This window comes from Comamonas sp. MYb21 (assembly GCF_037479395.1).
In the GTDB taxonomy this organism is placed as follows: domain Bacteria; phylum Pseudomonadota; class Gammaproteobacteria; order Burkholderiales; family Burkholderiaceae_C; genus Comamonas.
In genome coordinates, this window is record NZ_JBBGZC010000004.1 from 117285 (window position 1) to 137745 (window position 20461).

Below are 20461 nucleotides of genomic sequence, written 5' to 3' on the forward strand. Positions count from 1 at the left end.
TTTATCCCCCGTCTAGGGTTCGCGCCATTCAGCCTTCCCAGGAACACTGCCTATTAAGCCCCGTGCCATGCATGAGGTGAAGTGCAGCAGGCTTCGGCTTGCTGCTCCAAAGGCAGATGGCGTCGCCCAAGTGGCGGCACCGGATTGCAAGGCCCATGCGGCCACGGCGATATGTGGCGGGACAGCATGACGACATCAACTAACGATACAGACTCTATTGCGGATACCGGCGATGACGCTGGTTTTTCTACCGGACAGCTCGCCCAGATGTTCAACACTGGGATGAATGGCGATACCAAGGTGGCCGACCCTGTCGATCCCACCGAGGAAAACGATGCGAAGCCAGACGCGTCGGCTGGAGGTGGCGAACCAGAGAAGACGCCAGAGGGTGGACAGGCTGCAGGTGAGGTTGAGGCTGCCAAGGATGCAGCGTCATCCGAGCAAGAACAGCAGCCCGATCCCGCCAACACGGTGATTCTGGCCAAGGATGGCAAGCACACCATCGACTTTTCGCACTTGGAGAAGGCGCGCCAACAGCGCGACGGCTACAAGGCGGAGGCGGAGGAAGCAAAGCGTCAGCTTGCAGAAATGCAAGAGCAGGCGCAGGCGCGTGCGGACGCCGGACAGGCTCCAACCAAGCAGGATCAACTGGTTCACCAGGCCCAGGCGGCAATCGATGCCGGCGTAGACCCATCGGTCTTCGGCGATTTCGATGAGGAAGGCCTCACCAAAGGCATTGTCGAGGTGACCCGCCGTAACAGCGAGAAGCTGCGCGCTGAGCTGAAGGTTGAGGTGATGCAAGAGCTGCGTGCGGAAATCGCGCCGCTCCTGCAGCAGCAACAACAAGACGCTCTTTCGTCGCATGTGAGCGCGATTCTCCAGGCCCACCCGGCAGCTCCCAGCATTCTGGAAAGCACCGAGTTCGCTGAGTGGAAAGCCTCGCATCCGAGCTACGTGCAAACCGCCATGGCTGAGGTGCTCGACAAGGGCTCCTCCAAGCAAGTGGTCGAGTTGCTCGATAGCTACAAGGCAGCCAACACGCAAAAGAGTCCAGAAGTAGCCCAGCCCCAAGCCACCCAAGCGGCAGCGCAAAAGGTGGTGGAACAGCTGAAGCCGCCAGTGCCCAACAGTCCTACGGATATCCCGGGCGGACGAACGGGTGGTGGCACTTTGGCCGAGCGGCTGGGAGCCATGAATGAGGTGGACTTGTTCAACGCGGTCAACAACGGAGAGATCTCCGAGAGCCAGCTGAACGCCTACCTCTCCCGCAAATCCTGATTTACCGAGGTACACATATGAGCAAAACGCACACTTCTGGTGATGATGCCAAGAAGCTAGTCCAGCAGGCGATGGGTGTCTTCATTGGCACCCAATCGCGCAAATCCAACATCAACCGTCTGACGGGCAAGATGCCCCAGATTGAAGACGTTGCCAACTCGATCTCCAACCAGTCGAGCAACTCCATGCCTATCGTCCAGACCATGGACCTGGGCAAGGGCAAGGGCGACGAGGTGAAGTTCAACTTCGTCAACCCTGTCGGCGGCATCCCGATCATGGGCGGCGAGATGGCCGAGGGCCGTGGTGAGGGCGTGTCTCTCTCCGAAGACAAGCTGCGCGTGAACCAGGCACGCTTCCCGCTGGACCTGGGCGATGTGATGGACGAAATCCGCAGCCCCGTGGATATCCATCGCATTGGCAAGCCGCTGCTGCAAAGCTCCATGGACAACTACGAAGACCAGATGGCCTTGGTGCACATGGCCGGCGCTCGTGGTTTCCACAACAACATCGAATGGCGCCTCCCGCTGGCCAGCGATCCTCGCTTCGGCAAAGTGGTGACCAATCGTGTGAAGGCTCCCACGAAGAACCGTCACTTCATGGTGGACAACGGCACCATTGCGCTGTTCAAGGACAACGCCGGCGAAGTCGATCTGACCACGGCAGATGCCATGAGCATGGGTGTGGTGGATTCGTTGGCCGCTTACCTGGACCAGATCGTGGCGCCTCCACCTCCTGTGGAGTTCGAGAGCGACCAGGCCGCCAAGGACAGTCCATTCCGCGTGCTGCTGTGCTCGGCTGCCACCTACAACCTGTTTACTGCGGACCCTAATTTCCGCAACTACCAGGCCAATGCGCTCGCCCGCGCCCGTTACGCCAAGGACCACCCGCTCTTCACCAATCCAGAAGTGGCCCTGTGGCGCAATACGCTGCTGGTGAAGATGCCCAAGCCCGTTCGCTTTTACGCCGGCGATGCCATCAAGTTCTGCAGCGCTTATGACAGCGAGGCTGAAAGCACGACCACGGTCCCTGCATCGTTTGCCGACAAGTTCGCGGTGGACCGCAACATTCTGCTGGGCGGCCAGGCCCTGGCCAAGGCTTACGCCAAGAGCCGCCATTCGGGCTGGCCGTACTTCTGGAAAGAAGCGCCCAGCGACTTTGACGACAAACTCGAAATCATGATCGGCGCGATCCTGGGTATGTCCAAGATCCGCTTCGCAGTCGATGTGGGCGACGGCCGCACTGAGTTCACCGATCACGGCGCTGCTGTGGTGGACGCTGTGGTGCCAATCATCGGCGCGCGCCAGTAAGTACGACCGCAGGAGCTGGATTGATCCGGCCCTGCCGTCTCGCACAACACATTTCTCAAGGAGCCTGACATGGCCAAACTCAAGATTGACGGTTCGAGCCGAGCACGCTTCGGCAACAAGCCATTCGGCAATGAAGCAGTTCATCGCCATTCCCTAGAAACCGGTGCCACCGGCATTCTGCTGAACTCCCGCGATGCCACCGTCGCACTGGCGGTGAACGATGTGATCACCGTGGGCCTGCTCCAAGCTGGCCTGGTTGCTGACACCGTGAAGATCATCGTATCCACGGCTTTCGGCGCCGGCGTGAAGTGCTCGCTGGGCTTCGCCTATGCCGATGGCGTGGACAGCACAGCTCTGCCACAGGACGCTGCCTACTTCGGCACGGCCATCGACATCAGCGCTGTCGGTGAAATCGCTGTGCCCCTGAAGAAGAAGCTGCTCCCTCTGCCCAAGGATGCATTCCTGGTGCTCACGATCACCGGTGCCGCCGTGGCTCAAGCAGCCTATGCGGATGTGGTGGTCAAGGGCGAACTGCTGGGCGCTGAGTAAGCGCCGCGAACGGGGAGGGGCCTTGTGCCCCTTTCCCCAACCAGGAGGATCCACATGAATACGCCAGTCCAATACATTGGCCGCAAGCCCACCTACACCGATCTCCTCTATGGAACGGGGCTGACTTTTGTGCCAAACCAAGTACGACCCCTGCCAGAACGCTTGGCCGCCAAGTTCCTGCGCCACAGCGATCTGTTCCGTGAGGAGCGCCAAGACGACGAGCAGCAGGACGAGCAGGCGCAGAAGCCTGAGCGGAGCGATACTCCGGCACAGCAGGAAGATGACACCGCTGCATTGCTGGCCGCCGCCCAAAAGCAGCAGGACGAGCAGGCGCAGAAGGATCTGGAGCGAGCCGGGCTGATGGACCAGGTGCGAACCATGACCAAGCCCGAACTGCAGACTCTGGCCAAGGATCGCTGGAACCAGGTGCTGGCCAAGAACCTGACGCTGGAAAGCACCCGTGAGCGCGTGCTCCAGTTCGTTGACCAGTATGGTGCGGCATGAACCTCCAGCAGCTGATCAAGCGGTTTCGGCGCGATGCGATGGACATCGCTGCTGGGGAGCTTTGCACAGACGCTGACATCACCGATTGGCTGAACGAGGCGGAGCGTGAAGCGGCGATTCGCGGCCGGCTGCTACTGGAAGACATGAACACCAGCTTGTGCACGCTCAAGGTGTTGGCCGGCCAGTCCAGCTACCGGCTGCACCCCAAGGTCTACGAGATTGCTCACCAGGCCTTCTTCCCAGATGTTGGCCAAGGCCCGTGCTCGCTGGAGCTGGTAACCCGGGAGAAGCTCGACCGCGTGCAGCATCGCTGGCGAGAGCTGCCAGCCGCAGATCCGCGCTGGATGATCCAGACCGATACGGCGGTGCGCCTGGTGCCAGTGCCTTCCCAGGATGGGGAGTTGCGCATTGAAGCGTATCGGCTGCCCATGAAGGACATGTGCTCGCCGACCGACAAACCAGAGATTCACGAAGCACACCATGTGAAGCTGGTGCTCTGGGCACTGTTCAAGGCATTCAGTGCGCCCGATGGTGACCTGTTCGATGGCTCGCGCGGAAAAGATTCATATGCCGCCTTCGAGGCATATTTCGGGCCAAGGCCTGACGCCGATCTGCGCCGCAGCACCCGCGCAGACGAAGTGCAAACCACTGTCGTACAGACGTTCTAATTTTCAGGAGCCAAGATGGCCAACCCAAACCAAGACAAGAAGCAGGCGCGAACCGTTGGGCTCGGGGTAGGCCCTTTGCTCGACGCCGCTGCCATGGCGCAGTTGCAGAACCAGCAACCAGATTCACTTCCCGGGATGTTCAAGCCCGGTGAGTTCGTTCTCCCTCCTGATACCGTTCATGCTCTGGGTGGCAAGGCCGTCCTTCAGGATGCAGTGAACAGCACTCACACCCCCGGCAACTCTGGAGCCATCGTCCCTGCAGGCTTCAAGCCTGAGATGTTCTTCGCCCAAGGCGGCGCACCGGAAGACGAGATCAAGAAAGCGAACAGCTTTGGCGATGCTGCAGGCGCCACTGCAAGCCCTGGCATGCAGGTTGCGCAGCCGCGCTCGCAGCAGATCGCTGACAAGATGCTTGTTGGCCCTGCCAGTACCAGACAAGAACTCAACAAGCAGCAACAGTTGGGGCGTCAGTACCAGACCGCTCTGGGCAACGAACGCTATGAAGCGGGCGCTGCACAGATGGCGCAAGAAGCCCGGGATGCTGCATACAAGCGGCAGACCCGTGCGTTCGGCGCCTCGCCTCTGTACAACAGCTCTACCGTTCCGGATACAAGTAAGGCCCAGCCTGCTCTTGATGCGTGGGACAACAGCAATCCGCAGTACAAGCCAAGCACGGGCAGTTCGACAGCGGCTGCACCGGCATCTGCAGCGGCGTCCAGCAACCAGTCATCGGGTGAGATGGGGCCGCCGGATCTCTCCGCGTTAAGCAGAGGCACAGCTGCGTTGTTTCTGCCGAGCACGCCGACAGCCGCGCCCGCGCCCGGACCTGCTCCAGCGCCAGGCCCCAACAATGCGGTAACGAAAAACGGCAACAGCTACAGCGGTACGAACGTGGCAGGGGACATCTCGATCAATGGCGGGGCGCCTTCGGGTAGTTTTGTGGGCGGCGTCGGGGCTTTGCTTCAACGCTCCAGTCCACAATCCCCTGCAAGCCAGGTGCCCCAGTTCAACTCCCCGCAGGTAGCCCACAGTGGCAACGACTGGGAAGCTCGAAACAACCTGCGTAACCTGGAAGTGTCAGCCAGCTCCATCACGAACAATGGTGGTCGCTACGATTCTCGGCAGGGCCGCAACAACGCTGGTCCATCGGTAGCTCAGACCGCGTACCAAGATGCCCTAAGGGCAGACCTGACTGCCCGGGGCGTGCAGCCGGTTCTGGATAGTCAAACCAACCAACTCAACTCCAACCTCCAGCGCGAGGGCATGCAGCAGCGTGGTTCTGATTTCCGTGGCGGTGTGCACGCTCTGCTCGATCAGCAGAGGATTGACCAGGCAGGCGTTACTGCCGGCTACGCAAACCGCGCGGCTGGCCAGGCAGAGCAGATGCGTGATCGCATCATGAACGAGACCGATCCTGCCAAGCGTCGCGCGCTCACCGACACGATGATGGCTATGGAAGGCAAGCAGACGCAGGCCGATCCCTACCTGGTCGTGCCAGGTGGCCAGCAGGTGGATGCTGCCAGCGGCCGAGCCTACAACACGCCCTCGACAGTGTTCAACCGGCAGACGGGGCAGTGGGTGCAGCAGCCAGGGCAGTCGGGCAACCTGCCAGCGGGCATGACCAAACAGGTTGGCACCTCGGGTGGGAAGCCGGTGTACGAGGATGCCAGCGGCAACAGGTTCGTTGCTGGTTAATCGAGCTTGCCAGAGAAGGGGTTCAACTTCTGCGGCTCGTCATACAGCCTCCGACAAGCAATAGCCACCAGCGTGGCAGCCTGATTGCTCCGAGTGTCCACTGCCTTCTTGGCGGTGCACTCGGCCCCTGATTTGTAGCCCAGCACGCCACGGCCCGAGCCTTGAGGTATGGCCTCGATGCCGCCGGGGTGCTAAGCCAAGCACGACTGCATGATCGCGTGGGCCGCAACGTCGTTCTGCGTGGCAGGTGCCTTGTCCAGGATGCAGGTGGCGTAGTTCGCGGCCATGGCAGGTGAGGCTAGGAGCAGGGCTAGGGCGGCTAGGGTTGGGCGCATGGGCGCATGGGCGGATGGGCGGATGGGCGGATGGGCGGATGGGCGGATGGGCGGATGGGCGGATGGTAGCGCAAATGCGGGGAGAGCCGTCGAGGTGCCTGGAGGGTGGAGGCTGGTGGCGCGCTGACCACGCAACAAAAAAGCCCTGAGGCGATTGTGGGGCGGGGATACACCTACACTCTCTTTGAAACATTTCAATACATAAATTGGTCTTTGATCTTAGAATGCGCTCCAGTTGTTCTACATCTGGAGATGAAATGAAGAAGTTTTTGATCGGCTTGGGCTTGTCAGCTGTTGCAGCGCACGCAAGTGCCACCTATACGATTTTCCTGACTGAAGTTGGCACGGATGTCGTCGCTTCTGCAAGCGGGACAGTCGACACAACTGGGATGACGGCGGTTGCTGCTAACATTGATTGCACGGGCACCAACCTTGGGGCGATAGTTACTACCGGTACACTTTGCATGGGCTCAGGAAGGTCCGGCATCATGCTTGCCTCAGCTATTACGAACCCTCAAGCTTTTGGTCCAGGCACAGTCGTTTCAATGGGAGACTCAGGATCTGGTGACCCAGTTTATTTTAGTGCTAACACCCTTTATTTGCCTGCTAACTATGTTTCAGGTTCTACCCTCGTTGGCTCAAACACTTACGCAGGAAAGACTCTGGCTACGCTGGGCGTTACTGCAGGGACGTACACCTACAACCTGACTTCTGGCGACAAGATCGTATTGAACATCGGCGTTGCTGAGTTGTTGTTCCCAACGCCGTCTACGATACCTGTGGGGCAGATCGGCGCTGCATATAGCTTGCCGTTGGCCGCTACAGGCGGTAGCGGTGAGATCAGCTATCAGCTCGAAAGCGGCACGTTGCCCGCAGGTTTGAGTTTGAACACAACCAGCGGCTTGATCAGTGGCACTCCAACTGAAGCTGGGTATTACTCAGTTTCTGTGTTGGCCAAAGATGGCGCAAATCAGCAAAAGAGCGTTTCGCTGTTCATTGTTATAGATCCCCTTGATCTGGTCATCCAAAGTATGACCTTGCCAGGTGGCACCGTTGGGACTGCGTACAACTCGAACATTGTGGTCACAGGAGGTGTTGCGCCTTACAGTTTCACTGTTGAAGGTGAATTTCCTGACGGACTGAATCTCAACCCCGAAACTGGCGCAATAACCGGCACACCGACCAAAGCCCAGACGAGCAACTTCAGCATTACTGTCACGGACAGCTCTGTTGTTCCCACAGCGGTGGCCGTTAACGCAGTCAAGGCGGTTAGCACGCTCACCCAGAATTTCAGCATCACCATAAATGCTGCAGCGGTCGTGCCTGCGACGGCTACGCCTGTGCCAACACTGGGTGAGTGGGGCATGATTTCTCTGTCGGCTTTGCTGATGGGGCTGTTTGGAGTGGTGCAGCGTCGCAAGCGCAAGCTCTAAGTCAGCAACGCCAGTCAATTGCCATAGCTATGGGCAGTTGACTAGTTCAGGGTCTGAGACCGGTATTTCCCGGACTCAGGCTTTTTCTTTGAGTTTGCTCCGTCGGGTGCAACTTCACGCTACGGATCATCTCCGATGCAGCCCTTCTCTAAAAAGGTGGCCGCCGATCTCGGCTAAGGAGAACATCTCTTCCTCCGAGATGCTCCCCTCGATCTCGGCCATGAACTGCGCGAGGAGCACCATCGCTGCATCTGGGTCGCAGGGGATGCCCAGCTCGTCCATGCGCTCGGCCTGATGGCGGAAGGTCTCGATGTAGGGGTCTACTGGGTTGGTCATAGCTGCCTCCTCTTTGGATGCTACAGCGCAGGCAAAAGAAAAGCCACCCGGAGGTGGCTTGGACATTTCACTGGATGTTAAAAAACCCGCGCTTTGAACTGACCCCCAGAAGTTAGGCAGCGTCGTCCACTGCCGCCTGCTTCCTGCCGCGCGGGATCTCGTAGTGTTGACCTGGAAAGAAGGCTCTCTCGATCTCGCGAAGCCTGTTCACACCGAGGCCCTTGATCTTGAGAAGCTCAGACGGCTCCACCGCCTTCAGTTCCTCAGGAGTCGTGATTCCAGCGCTCAGCAAGGCCATGACTATGGACGGGTCGAGGGCGCCATTAAGAGATGAGCCGTGGATGTGTCGCACCGGCGAATAGACCCGTGCCGGTGTGAACGACTTCCCTGGGAAGAACGCTTTCTCAATCGTTCGGAAGCGGTACATGCCCAGGCCCCACATCTTCACGAGCTGATGCGGATAGGCACTGCGCAGCGCTTCTACCGTATGAATCCCATTCCTTTCGAGAATACGCTTCACTCGGGGCTGAAGTACGTCACCCAGGGGTGTTTCCGCTTGCGGCGTGGTTGTGTCTTCTTTCATATGCACGCATCATAAATTTGAACGCGGAGTCATCCTAACTCCTGGACCCAGCTTGTGCCGACTCCCTATCTGCCCTCTGGAGTTCCATGAGCAAGCGCCATAGAGCCGGTCGGTACTTAGATTTCCCATCAAGGGTATCGCTCTTCAGATCGTCCCGGAAGTCAGGTACATAGTACTGGCCAGGGAAAAGAAGCGCTTCAATCTTCGTGAACGCACGGGGACCTATGTCGGACATTTGGAGCAGCCCCTCGGGGTATAGCCGTCGTACCTCTCCCATGGTCGTCATCCCGTTTCTAGCAAGGGCCCTCCAAAGTCTTGGAGGCAAAATTTCCTTCAGCGATACGCATTCTTGATCGTGTGTTTCGTCGGTCATCCAATTCATGAATAAGATCATACAAATCAGAACTGACGAACACTTACAAATCGATGTTTTTAGTTGCTTTCGCAACAGAATTGGAAAGAAGATGTGACAGATGCTCATGAAAAAGCCCTCTGACGAGGGCTCTTGGTCAGTTCGACTTGCGTCGGCGCATGAGGCCCATGGATCCGGCAACCAGCCCCGAGAGCAGCAGCAGACCAATGCCGCCCAGGGTAGGGACTGTCTTAGGGGCGGTTGGTGGAGGAGGCGCTGTCACAGTAAATTCTTGCGTCTGAGTGCTACTCGTTCCTGTGAGGGTAGCGGTCACGGAGTACTGGCCGGCGGGCAATCCAGCACCTTGAGTGCTGTAGGTATTGTCCGGATTCAGAGTAGCCTGAATGTTTTCGACATATCCATTAGGACCAGTGATAACAAGGTCTACAGTGGTTGATGTCCCGGGGTTCGCAACTGACCCAGAGTACACAGGCTTGGTAAAGGCTGGCAATGTTCCAGGATTCGTCAGAGCCAAACTTGAAGGCGGTTGTCCTGCCACAAGTAGTCCATCGACGGCGAGTCCGGACTGATAACCGTTGTCAGACCAATTGACCACACCTACCTCTAATCGATATGCCCCAGGATTTGCGACCACGTAGGTAGCTTCAACCCAACCGGAATAGCCACACCCGTCGTCCCAGCATCCGCCAGAGCCATCGTTGACAGTTCCTAGTGGAGCCCAAGTGGGTGCCCCCGGAATGATTGGAACGCTTGGAGGTGTCAACGTAGCTTGATGTGGAGGCATTCCGTTGCCTGGAACGACCGATGCTACCGGGTCAGTTCGAGCAGTGAAAAGAAGTGCCACTTCATTTCCAGAGCTGTCCAATAGTCTCGCCCAAGCAAAATCTGAAAATTCTCCACCGTCACTGGTCACGTAGTTGAATTGGAAACTAACAGGCGAGTTTGATGCAGGAACTGCAAACGTTGGAGATGTGTATGTAGCGCCGCTTTTTACGTCAGCCGTCGGAACCCCAGTGGGGAGATTAGACGTTTCAAAATCTGGTGGTGTGGCACCGCCTGAGCTTTGCTGAGTACTGACCCACGCATACCCGGTGGTGCCTGCAACAGGCGCGTCAGTTACGACTCCATCGGCTGTTGATGTACCACACCCAATCAGATTGCTGCATGTCCAGCCAGTGGTGTCAATTGCCCAGGATTGGGCGGAAAACACTAATCCGGCTGTAGCCAATAGAGTCGTAATTTTCATCTTTTCTCCTGAGAGTTGAGCTCCGAATTGAAGCGGGTGAACACATCCTTCACGATTGTTATTCAGTGCTTTGAATTGCTTGAAGGAAAGGGGTGTTGGAAGGACCAAGCAATGATGGTCGGAATTTTCTATAAAGCTATAAATTTAAACAGATTGTTGCGCACTGTCCATCACTGAAATTAGTGACAGGGATAACCCGAGCTAATAACAGCAGGACGCAAAAAAGCCCGCGTCTGCGGGCTGCTGGTCACTGTTCTCCCTGAGGGATCAAGCGCTCTTCTGTGGAACTCTCCGCACCCTTGCGACGCCTAGCATGCCGAGCAAAGTCGTCAGGAGAATCAGACCCCATCCTTGAACTGACGGAACTGTTTTGGGGGCTGTTACCACCGGTGCAGTCCAGGTTACATCCAATGTGTTTGAGGTGATGGTGTTCCCAGCCAAAACGAATGAAGCTTCTATGGTGTCGGTGCCTACACCACCATTGCCAGCGTATGTGAAGTTGACCTTGCCTTCAGCATCAGTAGTACCGGTGAACGTAGCTCCAGCATTTGGGCCGGCGGTGACAGTGAAGGTGACACTGACATTTGGCTGGGGCACTCCGTTGTCATCGTTGATGACGGCTTGAGCAGTGTGCTGCGCACCCACGGTGTGCGTGTCGACAGTCTGGCTCAGCAGGATGCCTGCGCCGATGATGGCAGGAGAAGAGCTTTGGAAGTAGGCAAAGAAAATGTTGTCGTCTGACGAGGCATTGATGGTGTACGTAGAAATCGATGTCGTGCTTGAACTTAAAAACGGCAACAGAGAATAAAGTTCATCATCTGAACGTGCATTGGTTGAAGGTGCCAATGGATCTGCGGGGTTGTCATTGCTGTCGCCCAGTCCCCCGACAGTGATGAGAGCGCCATCGCTGTGTTCGCCATCGTCGTCTCCACCTGCAGATGATGTGAGGGTTTGACCATTGACTTGAACAACGCTGTTTTGGCCAGTAGTTCCTTCCTGGTATCCAAACGAGATACCTAATCCCATATCAAGCTGCGAACCAGGGACAGCAGGGTCGATAGGTGAGGCAAGCGTCACGTTAAAGGTGTCACCCATGATCTCCTGAGCACCAAAGTTCAACAATACGCTTGAAGCCTTTGGCTGGCTGGGATCATCAAAAACCACAACCAAAATGCTTCCATCAACAAGACTGCTTCCAGCGACGGATTCATCCACTTCAATTCCACTTATTCCTACAGCAGCAGGATCAAGAATTGGTTTGATGATGCTGGTGACATCCGCACGATAGTTGTTAGATCCAATGCCGTTTGGAAGAGACTCGACCCAATTGACCGGCTGCCCAGCAAGCGATATGGATGCGTTTGCAAGTACGGCTCCCGAGAAACCACTACTGGCCGTCATCAGGAAAGCAGTTTTCACTGTTGCCGAAGAACTTGGCTTATTCACATCGATGTTGCATTTGTCTGAGACGGTCCCGCAGCCATCAACCGACAGTCCTAGTTTTCCCGTTGCGCTATAGAAATTGACCAGTGCAGCATGGGCTGGTGCCGCCAGAAGGGCGAATGCGGCTGCAGAGGCTGATAGGACGGAGCGCATCTTAGGTTTAGTTAATTGCATCACTTTAGTCTCTCTTTACGCAGTGTGAATTAGTGAATAGTGTGTAATTGCTTACATGAGTATACGTATTCAATTGATTTATGACGAATGTATTTTTAAAACACAATGTTCATCACTGCGGAAGGTTGATGCTGGTCAAGTAAATTCCGGCGCACTGTCTGCTTTTCGCTTCCACCCTGTGGGGTTCGACTCTCATCGCACCGGTGGTGACACTGGAGCATGGCTACTGCAAACCTCCAACCATTCTCCGGTCAGCTTGACGCGCCTTCAGCAAAGACAGGGGCGGATGGCCCATGGTCAAACTATGTGAACAAGTCTCAGGCTGGTAGCGAGACTGGTCCGTGGAGTGCCTATGGCGGCCTTAAGTCTTTCGATGGAAAGCTCGACGGTGAGAAAGACACCGGCGGCGTAGTCTCCGACCTAGCCAAATCCGTCAAAGTAGGCGTGCAGCGCCTGCCGGGCATGGCCGCTGGCCTGGCGGATCTTCCGATTGCCGCAGTCAGCGGCGCCCGCCCGGTAACGGCAGCGGCAGATGCCATCGGCAAGGCCACGGGCTTCCAGCCTGGCAAATGGGCCGACGAAACCAAGTTCTCTGCTGGGCACGAGCAGGGCCGCAAGGCGGTCGACGAAGCCTGGGAGCAGGGCGATGTCGGCTCCATTGCCAAGGCCTACCTACAGAACCCTGGTTACACGGCTGGCCAGGTGGCCGAATCTTTGCCAGGTATGGTGACTGGCGGTCTGGTCGGTCGCGCGCTGATGGGCGCCGGCGCGGCAGCGGCAGCCGGTAATGCCGCCGGCGGCGCCGCGCGCGCCGCTGTGCCTGGGTATCTGGAGAGGGCTGTGGGCCAAAAGCTGGCCGTGCCGATTGCCGCCGGCGCCGGTGAAGGTGCCATCACCGCTGGCCAGCAGATGGCTCAATACGAGGGCGACGACCAACAAAAGAACGCTCTGGCGTCTCTGGGTGCTGGTGTCGGCACCGGTGTGCTGGGCGCCGTGGGTGGCCGGCTGGCCAACAAGCTAGGCCTGGAAACCGCAGAGACTGCCATCGTCAACGCAGGCAAGGGCCGGCTGGCAGAGGGCGCGGGCAGATCTTTGGCCGGGCGTGTTGCCGGCGGCATGGTGTCCGAGGCCGTTCTGCAGGAGCTGCCTCAGTCCACCCAAGAGCAGATGTGGCAAAACTATGCCGAGGGCAAAGACATCTGGGACGGCGTGGCGCGCGCCGGCGTGGAAGGTGCCATCGCCGGTGGTGTCATGGGCGCCGGTGCCAACATTCGTGGCCGCCGCACTGAAGGCGAGCATGCCAACGACCTGGCCCGCGATGCGGCCGCCAGCGCAAACGGCTTGGCCGAAGATGCGCAGAACCAGCCAGCACCCCTGATGCTGGGCAATGCGCCCCCCGACCAGATGGTGTCCTTCCCTGATGGAAGCGTGGGCCGGCGCGGCGAAGTCGAGAGCTACCTGGCCAACCTGCCCGAAGACCAGCGTGAGCAGGAGCGCTTGCGCCTGATGGGCCAGCAGTTCACAGAGGTCAACGACCTCCAGGCGCAGCAGGCGCGCCGCTGGTGGGAGAACTACGGCGAGGATGGTGCCCGTGCGCAGCGCCCCGACTACCTGGCTGAGGTGCAGCAGGCCGTGCGCAGCGGCACGCCTTTCAGCACGCAGGAGACCGTCGACACAGTACGCAGCGCCATGGAGGACGCCTGGCTACAGCAGCATGTTCAAGCTGAGGCCACGCCGGAGTCTGCCGCCGCGCCTGCGCAGGCAGCCGACGCCATCGGCCAGCAGCTGCAGGCAGAGTTCGACCAGGCCGGCCAGGATGCGGCCGTCGCAGCGGTGGACGCGCGCGTGCGCACCGGTCGTGTGCTCACTGGCTTGCAGAACGTGCTGGACGCCGGCGCCGACAACTCCCTGCAGGTGCTGTCCCGCTTGAATGATTCCCTGGTGCGCATTGGCGAAGACCCGCTGCAGCCCGGCGAGGTGGCGCGCGTGCGCCGCATGACCGATGCCTACATGGGTTTCAAGGGAGCAGGGGAGGCTGCGCCATTGCCATCGGCCCCGCGCCGCCTGGCCGACATGAACGCTGATAACGCAGCGATGGAATCCTTGATCCCAGAGCGGCAAATGTCCGAGCGCATGGGGCTGAACCCGGCCGCTGGCCCACTTTCCCGCGCCGCAGTGACCGCTGTTGATGGAGCAGCAAATGCCCAAGCTTCCCAAGGATCGCTGGCCCGAGCCGCCCAATCCATTCCCGCAGCCAGAGCCCTTCCCGTGGAAGCCGCTGGGCCTGCACCAGTTTCCCAACCCGTAGGAGCAGCCCTTGTCCCGCAAACCGATCAAGCCCAGCAAGTCCCAGCGCAACGCCCGCAAACAGCAGGAGCGCAAGCAGTCCAACCAGAGCCGGCGGGGCTGAACGATGGCAGCGCCACGCCTCAGAACACTGGAACGCAAACAACGCCAGCGCCAAGCGCGCAAAGCCAAGCGGCGCCTGCAGCGCAAGAAGTAGCCGCCCAAGCACCGGCGCGGCCTGAGAACTGGCGCTCCAGCATGCTGCGCGCTGCACCGGTGGCCCGCGCCCTGGGCATCGAGACGCGCGGCAAGCGCCTGGCAGAGGTTGTTGCCGAGGTGGATGCAGCAGATGCGCAGCGCACTGGCGTGGCGCCGGCGGACACAGGTAGAGCAGACGAAGGCTTCGCGACGAGCAACGAGGGCAGCAACAATGATCCAACCACACCAGATTTACGGGTGGCAGATGTCGGTGCGCAAGGCGCTAACACTGCTGCGGCAGACGGGCGAAGTGACGCGGCTTCAAGCCAGGCAGCTGGACAGCCTGCTGCGCAGCCCGCCAGAGGACAACGCGCTGATGCCAGAGAGCCTGGTGCCTCTGTGCCTGAAGCTGTACCTGGCCGAAGTGGCACCGGCGAATCAGCTGCCAACCTGAACAACACTCAGACCGAAGCCGCGCAGTTCAGCCGTGGCACCCCTGGCATGACGCCGGAGCTGGCCGCCGCGATCATGCGCATCAAGATGCCCGCCACCGTGGATACCGTGCGCGCAGCCGTACGAGACCTGGTCGGTGGCCTTGGCACTCTGCCCAACCGGCTGGGCCGCGTGGTCGTGGCCACATCGGCGGAAATCCGCCAGACCTGGGAGCCCCTGATTGGGCCCGTGGCCATGGAGGCCGCCGGCGACACCGGTCGCGCCCAGGGCTTCTACGACCCCAAGACCAAGACGGTGTTCCTGATTGCTGACCACATCCAGCGTGGCCAGGAGGCGGGCGTTGTAGCGCACGAGCTCATGCATAAGCACGGCGAGGCGGTGTTGGGCGCCGAGGGCTGGCAGCAGCTGCACGGGATGATCGAAGGCTGGGCCAGCGCGCCAGAGGGCAGCATGGAGCAGCGTGTCTACAGCGAAGCCCAAGCTCGCGTGCAGTCATCCATGCCAGAAGGTGCACAACAGCAGCAGTATTCCTCGCAGGAGTTGTTCCCCTATGCCGTGCAGGTGGCGTTGGAGATGGGCGTACGGCCGAACCTGTTGGCGCAGCCAGGCACTGTCGCCCGCTGGCTTGGCCAAGTGCGCGCCGCGCTGCGTCAGGTGTGGGCGAAGATCACCGGTAAGCCAGGCCAGTTCGAGGCGCAGGACATGGTGAACCTGGCATTCGGCATCGCCCAGCGGGAGAACCCAGAGCATGCCGGCGAGCTGGATGGCTCGATTGCTCCGTTGCGCACAGCGACCAACTTCCTGCAGGCGCGCCAAGCAGTGAAGGAATTCCAGGGCAGCGAGCTGACAAATGCGTCCACGGGCATGACTGCTGTGCTTGCACGCAACAGCTTGGACAAGATGCTGAGCGGCAAAGCTGTGGCCAAATCCGAGACGCCGGCCACGCATGCCATGGCGGTTGCGAATGCTGACAGCCTGTTCGAGCGGGCAATTCTGGGATGGAGCAAGGAGGACCGTGCCGGCGACCCGAACATTCGGGCCATTCACCGGTTCTTTGCCCCGCTGGATGTCGATGGGCGCACCAAGCTGGTGAAGCTGACGGTCAAGGAAAGCGTGAGCGCGGATCGCCAGAACCCGCTGTACACGATCGAGGCAGTGGAGCTGAATGAAAAGATGCCAGGGGATGCTTGGCTGGAGGCTGCTGCCCGCGAAGATGGGGTGAGCCTGGACGAAAAAAGTCCCCTGCAGCGGGGAGTAGGTCGGCAGGATGACCAGCAAGCTGGCTCCCGAGCAACCCTCACGTCGCCCCACGGTTTTACCCCGGGCGACTCTGCAGAGGACTTGCGTAGTTTAGCGCAAGAGGTGGAGCGTCGCAATTCTGCCCCCTCACAGGCGCCGGATAAGGCGGAGCCCCCCAAGGGATCGGGAGGCGAGGGAGTGCAGTTCAGCCGCGCCGCCACAGCCACGATCACCGACAACTACAACCCATCGCAGAAGCAGGCCGCAGAGAAAGCTTTCGGCGCCGTGGCCAAGCAGACGGTGGCCGAGCGTGCCAAGGAGATGCGTTCGAACCTGGGCACCAAGCTGCGTCAGGGCCTGGTCGACCAGTTCGCCCCCATCAAGGAGGTGAGCGAAAAAGCCTATATGCTGGCCCGCCTATCCAAGGGCAGCGACGGTGCGGTAGAGGCCGCCTTGCTGTACGGCAAGCCATTCCTGAAAGACGGCGTGGCCGATGTCAACATCCAGGATGGCGGCTTTGCCAAGGTGCTGGCCAGCCTCAAGGGTGAGCACGACCGCTTCTTCCAGTGGGTGGCGGCTCAGCGCGCCGAGCGCCTCAAGGCCGAGGGCAAGGAGAACCTGCTCACGGACCAGAACATTTCTGCCCTGAAAAGCCTCAACGCCGGAACATTTGAGGATGGCACGCCGCGCATGCCGGCCTACTCAGCGGCCCTGCGCGAGCTCAACGCCTTCAACGAGGCGGGGCTCAAGATCGCCAAGGAGTCCGGCTTGATCGACCAGGCCGCCATGGACCTGATGAAGGACCAGCCCTATGTGCCGTTCTACCGCCTGATGGAGGACGGCGACATCAAGGGCGCCAGGTTCAGCTCGGGCCTGATCAACCAGCAGGCCTTCAAGAAACTCAAGGGCGGCAACCAGCAGATCAACGCCGACTTGCTGCAGAACACTCTGTTGAACTGGGGCCATCTGTATGCGGCGGCCGCGCGCAACCGCGCTGCGCTGGCCACGATGAAGGATGCCGAGGGCATGGGCATTGCCTACCAGGTGCCGGCCGACACCAAGGGCGCCGTGAAGGTGATGCGCGATGGTGTGACCGAGCACTGGATGATCGAAGACCCCTACCTGCTGGACGCTGTGTCCGCGCTGCACTACACCCCGAGCAAGCTCGCCCAAGGCATGGCGCCCTTCAAGCGGCTGCTGACCATGGGTGTGACGATCAATCCCACGTTCAAAATCCGCAACCTGATCCGCGATTCACTGTCTGCCATGGCGCAGTCGGACTTGGGCTACAACCCGTTCGCCAACGTTGCCCAAGGCTGGAAGGCCATGGACAAGAACAGCCAGACCCAGGCCTCGATGCTGGCATCCGGAGGCATTATCAAATTCGGGACGCAGGAGGACACCGGGGCGCTGCGCCGCAAGATCGACAAGCTGGGCGGCACTATGCTGGACAAGGATGGGTTCGGCAAGCTCAAGAGCCAGATGGCAAGCCTGTGGGAAACCTACGAGGAATTCGGCGACCGGACGGAAAACGCCAACCGCGCAGCGCTGTACGAGCGCCTCATCGCCAAGGGCCACAGCCATGCCGAGGCCTCGTTCATGGCGCGCGACCTGATGGACTTCTCCATGAGCGGCAAATGGGAGATGGTGCGATTCCTCACCCAGACGGTGCCGTTCCTCAACGCACGAATTCAGGGCTTGTACAAGCTGGGCCGGGCGGCCGCCGAAGATCCCAAGCGCTTTGGCGCCATTGCTGGGGCAGTATCTCTGGCCAGTCTGGGCCTGCTGGCTGCCTATCAGGATGACGAAGACTGGAAGAAGCGCGACGACTGGGACCGCGACAGCTACTGGTGGTTCAAGATCGGCAACCAGGCCTTCCGTATCCCCAAGCCGTTCGAAGTGGGCTCCATCGGCACGATGGCCGAGCGCACTGCAGAGCTGATGTTCAGCAAGGAGATGACCGGCAAGCGCTTTAGCGAACGTCTGAGCGACATGATCTTCAACACCTTCGCCATGGATCCCACGCCCCAGGCGGTCAAGCCGCTGCTGGATGTGTACGCCAACAAGGACAGCTTCTCCGGCAAGGCCATCGAAGGGTTTGCTGATGAACGCCTGCGCCCGCAGGATCGCTACAGCGACCGCACGTCAGAGGTGGCACGGCTGCTGGGATCCTGGGGCCTGCCTGATCCGGTGAAGCTGGCCAAGGGCGACTACTCAGCCCTCAGCCCCAAGCAGATCGATTTCCTCATGCGTGGATACACAGGCTGGCTGTCCACCGTGTTCACCACAGCGACAGACACCGTGCTGCGCCCGATGATGGGCCGGGGTGATCGCCCAGAGATGCAGATGCGCGATGTGTTCCTGGCGGGCAACTTCGTGGAGAACTTGCCGACAAACTCCAGCCGCTATGTCAGCACGATGTACGACCAGGCCCGGGAGATCAGCCAGGTGTGGGCGTCCTACCAGGCAGCGGTCAAAAGCGGCGATGCGGACGGCGCGGCCAAGATCCGGGCAGCAAACCCAGAGGCTTTGGCCAAGCGCATTCCCGTGGAGGCGGCCAAGACTCGGGTGGCCGAGCTGTCGCAGCAGGCCAAGAAGGTGGAGGGGGACCGCCTCATGAGCGCGGAGGCCAAGCGGCGCCGGCTCGATGAGATCGCCGCTCAGAAGGATGCAATCGCCAAGCGCTTGGCCACGCTATGAGCTGAGGGTTCCCTGGCGTAGGAACTGCCACACGAAACCACAAGAGCCGAGCAAGATGATGATTACCCAGAAGCTGGACCACATCTCTCGGCGCTGCTCGCGGGTGGTGAGGTTGAGGAATATTACGATCAGGATGATCGCGCCCCAGAAGACAAGTGCTGCCATGTATGCAATCGTATTAGGCGCCTGTGCGTCAAGCAATCCGCTGGTGCCGGATAGTAGTCAAGACATGACCTCGTTTGCCTCAATCTTTAGATGGATGTTCAAAGGGTGATGTGCCTGGCTTTGATGTTTCCACTGGCGAGTCTATAGATCGCGCAGGAGGTGGAGAACTGAAAATATCTTGGAGAGTCGATTCCTTCACCTTTGATTTTTGAATAAATCCTGGCGCACCAATAGGATATGTGTTTCGCACACGCTTGGATTTCAATAGGTAAAACGTCCAAATTACAAGTGAAATGCATGAGCCGGTGGCAGAGGGGAGTACAGCTGACCATACGTCAACATTAGGCATGAACATGCTAACCACCAGCGCGGGTGCAAGTAGGGAGGTAATTGATCCAATCCACATGCACCTAATTGCGGTGTTGACCGTTTGCCATGTACTATGTTTAATCAGTGTCCATGCGGCGAATCCTAAAAACCCAGCAGGAATGAGAAGTGAAAGTGTGTAAGTAGGTTTGAATCCCGGGGGCCAAACAGCACCTTCTTGCTCTGCTATTAAAATAGGGCCCATTCCCTTGACGAGAATTGCAAGAGTAGATGCAATGAGAATGAAAATAAAAAATCGAAGCCAGCCGCCGCGTCCTTTGGGTTCCAAAATAGTTACTCCGTAATAGTTAATTTTCGACTATTGAAAGCTCCGTGGATGACTTACTTTACATCATATTTGTTGATTTTCGAAACACGACTGAATTCATCTTGCGTGACTGCTTCGCCATCGGGCTGCACAACAAAGCGCGATTGAAGTAGGAACCCTTGATATTGCGACTTCGCCGCAAACCATCGCGTTTTCGTAATTGTCGTAGGCTTGCTATTTGGATCGCTGTAGGTGAAGTGCTGTTTAATTTCGAATTTGCAGGTCTCAAACGAACCCATGGGGGTCTCAATAACTTCACGCCCAACGTATGTGTTGTCGTGAACAATATTTTGCGATGATTCAAGGTTGCCCGATCCATCATTAATATAGTAGTTGGTTGTTACCACTTGATGTAATGACTCGCCAGCTTCCATCTGAATGGGTCTGCGGAAGGGGGGCGTAGAAAATCCTATGCTGTCATTGAACAGGATCCCATATTCCAGAAGGGCATCTTGGTCGACCAAATACAGCGTGGCGGAATTAAATGCCGTAGTCACCTTGGACATTGCTGGAGTCTTCGCCGTGGCGGCATAGGGGGTTACCTCCCATATGGCCGAAAATCCGATTGTCTGGTCGGGCTTATCCAATCTCTCAAACTCGATGCTGGTCCCAGGCTTGTAGAGCCCGCTGTTGAAACAGTCTCGGGAGTCTGCCTGTCTGATTGGCCCCGGGCCGCTGCCCGAATCATTCTCTCCACCACCACCGCCGCCACAGGCAGTGAGCAAGGCAATGCTGAAGATGGCAGGAAGAGCCAGAAAACGCATGGAGCTAGAGTTCATGTTAGTTATCGTTAAAGGTGAGT

The 20461-nt window shown here is 58.9% G+C and carries 14 protein-coding genes; 8 read left to right on the forward strand and 6 right to left on the reverse strand.

Going from position 1 to position 20461, the window contains the following annotated elements:
- The first annotated feature begins 186 nt into the window (after positions 1-186).
- The 7 genes from WH367_RS07240 to WH367_RS07270 all read left to right on the forward strand — a co-directional run bounded on the left by WH367_RS07240 (position 187) and on the right by WH367_RS07270 (position 7769).
- A complete protein-coding gene (locus WH367_RS07240) occupies positions 187-1278 on the forward strand; it encodes a hypothetical protein (protein ID WP_339535137.1) in 1092 nt (363 codons plus the stop codon).
- A 17-nt stretch (positions 1279-1295) separates the two neighbouring features.
- On the forward strand, positions 1296-2585 hold the full coding sequence (locus WH367_RS07245) for a phage capsid family protein (protein WP_339535138.1): 1290 nt from the start codon (positions 1296-1298) through the stop codon (positions 2583-2585).
- Positions 2586-2654: 69 nt separating this feature from the next.
- Complete coding sequence (locus WH367_RS07250; protein ID WP_339535140.1) at positions 2655-3134, forward strand: hypothetical protein; 480 nt, start codon at positions 2655-2657, stop codon at positions 3132-3134.
- 54 nt (positions 3135-3188) lie between these two features.
- A complete protein-coding gene (locus WH367_RS07255) occupies positions 3189-3638 on the forward strand; it encodes a hypothetical protein (RefSeq protein ID WP_339535142.1) in 450 nt (149 codons plus the stop codon).
- A complete protein-coding gene (locus WH367_RS07260; RefSeq protein ID WP_339535144.1) occupies positions 3635-4306 on the forward strand; it encodes a phage adaptor protein in 672 nt (223 codons plus the stop codon). The genes WH367_RS07255 and WH367_RS07260 overlap by 4 nt, the downstream gene beginning before the upstream one ends.
- Before the next feature lie 15 nt (positions 4307-4321).
- Positions 4322-6001: a hypothetical protein gene (locus tag WH367_RS07265; protein WP_339535146.1), complete on the forward strand. Its 1680-nt coding sequence runs from the start codon at positions 4322-4324 to the stop codon at positions 5999-6001.
- Between the two features lie 592 nt (positions 6002-6593).
- On the forward strand, positions 6594-7769 hold the full coding sequence (locus WH367_RS07270) for an IPTL-CTERM sorting domain-containing protein (protein ID WP_339535148.1): 1176 nt from the start codon (positions 6594-6596) through the stop codon (positions 7767-7769).
- A gap of 126 nt (positions 7770-7895) precedes the next feature.
- On the opposite strand, the gene WH367_RS07275 is transcribed toward WH367_RS07270, so the two are convergent.
- The 4 genes from WH367_RS07275 to WH367_RS07285 all read right to left on the reverse strand — a co-directional run bounded on the left by WH367_RS07275 (position 7896) and on the right by WH367_RS07285 (position 11924).
- Positions 7896-8105, reverse strand: a complete 210-nt coding sequence (locus tag WH367_RS07275; protein ID WP_339535150.1) for a hypothetical protein — start codon at positions 8103-8105, stop codon at positions 7896-7898.
- Positions 8106-8217: 112 nt separating this feature from the next.
- Positions 8218-8688: a helix-hairpin-helix domain-containing protein gene (locus WH367_RS07280; protein ID WP_339535152.1), complete on the reverse strand. Its 471-nt coding sequence runs from the start codon at positions 8686-8688 to the stop codon at positions 8218-8220.
- Between the two features lie 509 nt (positions 8689-9197).
- Positions 9198-10307: an NF038132 family protein gene (locus WH367_RS24355; RefSeq protein WP_148293041.1), complete on the reverse strand. Its 1110-nt coding sequence runs from the start codon at positions 10305-10307 to the stop codon at positions 9198-9200.
- Positions 10308-10574: 267 nt separating this feature from the next.
- Entirely contained in the window at positions 10575-11924 is a 1350-nt protein-coding gene (locus tag WH367_RS07285) for an IPTL-CTERM sorting domain-containing protein (protein WP_339535153.1), read from the reverse strand.
- Between the two features lie 306 nt (positions 11925-12230).
- Here WH367_RS07285 and WH367_RS07290 point away from each other — a divergent pair, with 306 nt between their 5' ends.
- A complete protein-coding gene (locus WH367_RS07290; RefSeq protein ID WP_339535154.1) occupies positions 12231-18800 on the forward strand; it encodes an LPD38 domain-containing protein in 6570 nt (2189 codons plus the stop codon).
- A gap of 244 nt (positions 18801-19044) precedes the next feature.
- Here the strand turns inward: WH367_RS07290 and WH367_RS07295 are convergent, their stop codons facing one another.
- Entirely contained in the window at positions 19045-19620 is a 576-nt protein-coding gene (locus WH367_RS07295) for a DUF2569 family protein (protein ID WP_339535156.1), read from the reverse strand.
- A gap of 53 nt (positions 19621-19673) precedes the next feature.
- Entirely contained in the window at positions 19674-20438 is a 765-nt protein-coding gene (locus tag WH367_RS07300) for a hypothetical protein (protein ID WP_339535158.1), read from the reverse strand.
- Positions 20439-20461: the final 23 nt, after the last annotated feature.

Excerpts from the sequence above, each read along its gene's own strand:
- WH367_RS07255 (WP_339535142.1), top strand. The coding sequence starts at position 3,189 with ATGAATACGCCAGTCCAATACATTGGCCGCAAGCCCACCTACACCGAT.
- WH367_RS07285 (WP_339535153.1), bottom strand. The coding sequence starts at position 11,924 with ATGCAATTAACTAAACCTAAGATGCGCTCCGTCCTATCAGCCTCTGCA.
- WH367_RS07260 (WP_339535144.1), top strand. The coding sequence starts at position 3,635 with ATGAACCTCCAGCAGCTGATCAAGCGGTTTCGGCGCGATGCGATGGAC.
- WH367_RS07240 (WP_339535137.1), top strand. The coding sequence starts at position 187 with ATGACGACATCAACTAACGATACAGACTCTATTGCGGATACCGGCGAT.
- WH367_RS07250 (WP_339535140.1), top strand. The coding sequence starts at position 2,655 with ATGGCCAAACTCAAGATTGACGGTTCGAGCCGAGCACGCTTCGGCAAC.
- WH367_RS07265 (WP_339535146.1), top strand. The coding sequence starts at position 4,322 with ATGGCCAACCCAAACCAAGACAAGAAGCAGGCGCGAACCGTTGGGCTC.
- WH367_RS24355 (WP_148293041.1), bottom strand. The coding sequence starts at position 10,307 with ATGAAAATTACGACTCTATTGGCTACAGCCGGATTAGTGTTTTCCGCC.
- WH367_RS07275 (WP_339535150.1), bottom strand. The coding sequence starts at position 8,105 with ATGACCAACCCAGTAGACCCCTACATCGAGACCTTCCGCCATCAGGCC.
- WH367_RS07280 (WP_339535152.1), bottom strand. The coding sequence starts at position 8,688 with ATGAAAGAAGACACAACCACGCCGCAAGCGGAAACACCCCTGGGTGAC.
- WH367_RS07245 (WP_339535138.1), top strand. The coding sequence starts at position 1,296 with ATGAGCAAAACGCACACTTCTGGTGATGATGCCAAGAAGCTAGTCCAG.
- WH367_RS07300 (WP_339535158.1), bottom strand. The coding sequence starts at position 20,438 with ATGAACTCTAGCTCCATGCGTTTTCTGGCTCTTCCTGCCATCTTCAGC.
- WH367_RS07270 (WP_339535148.1), top strand. The coding sequence starts at position 6,594 with ATGAAGAAGTTTTTGATCGGCTTGGGCTTGTCAGCTGTTGCAGCGCAC.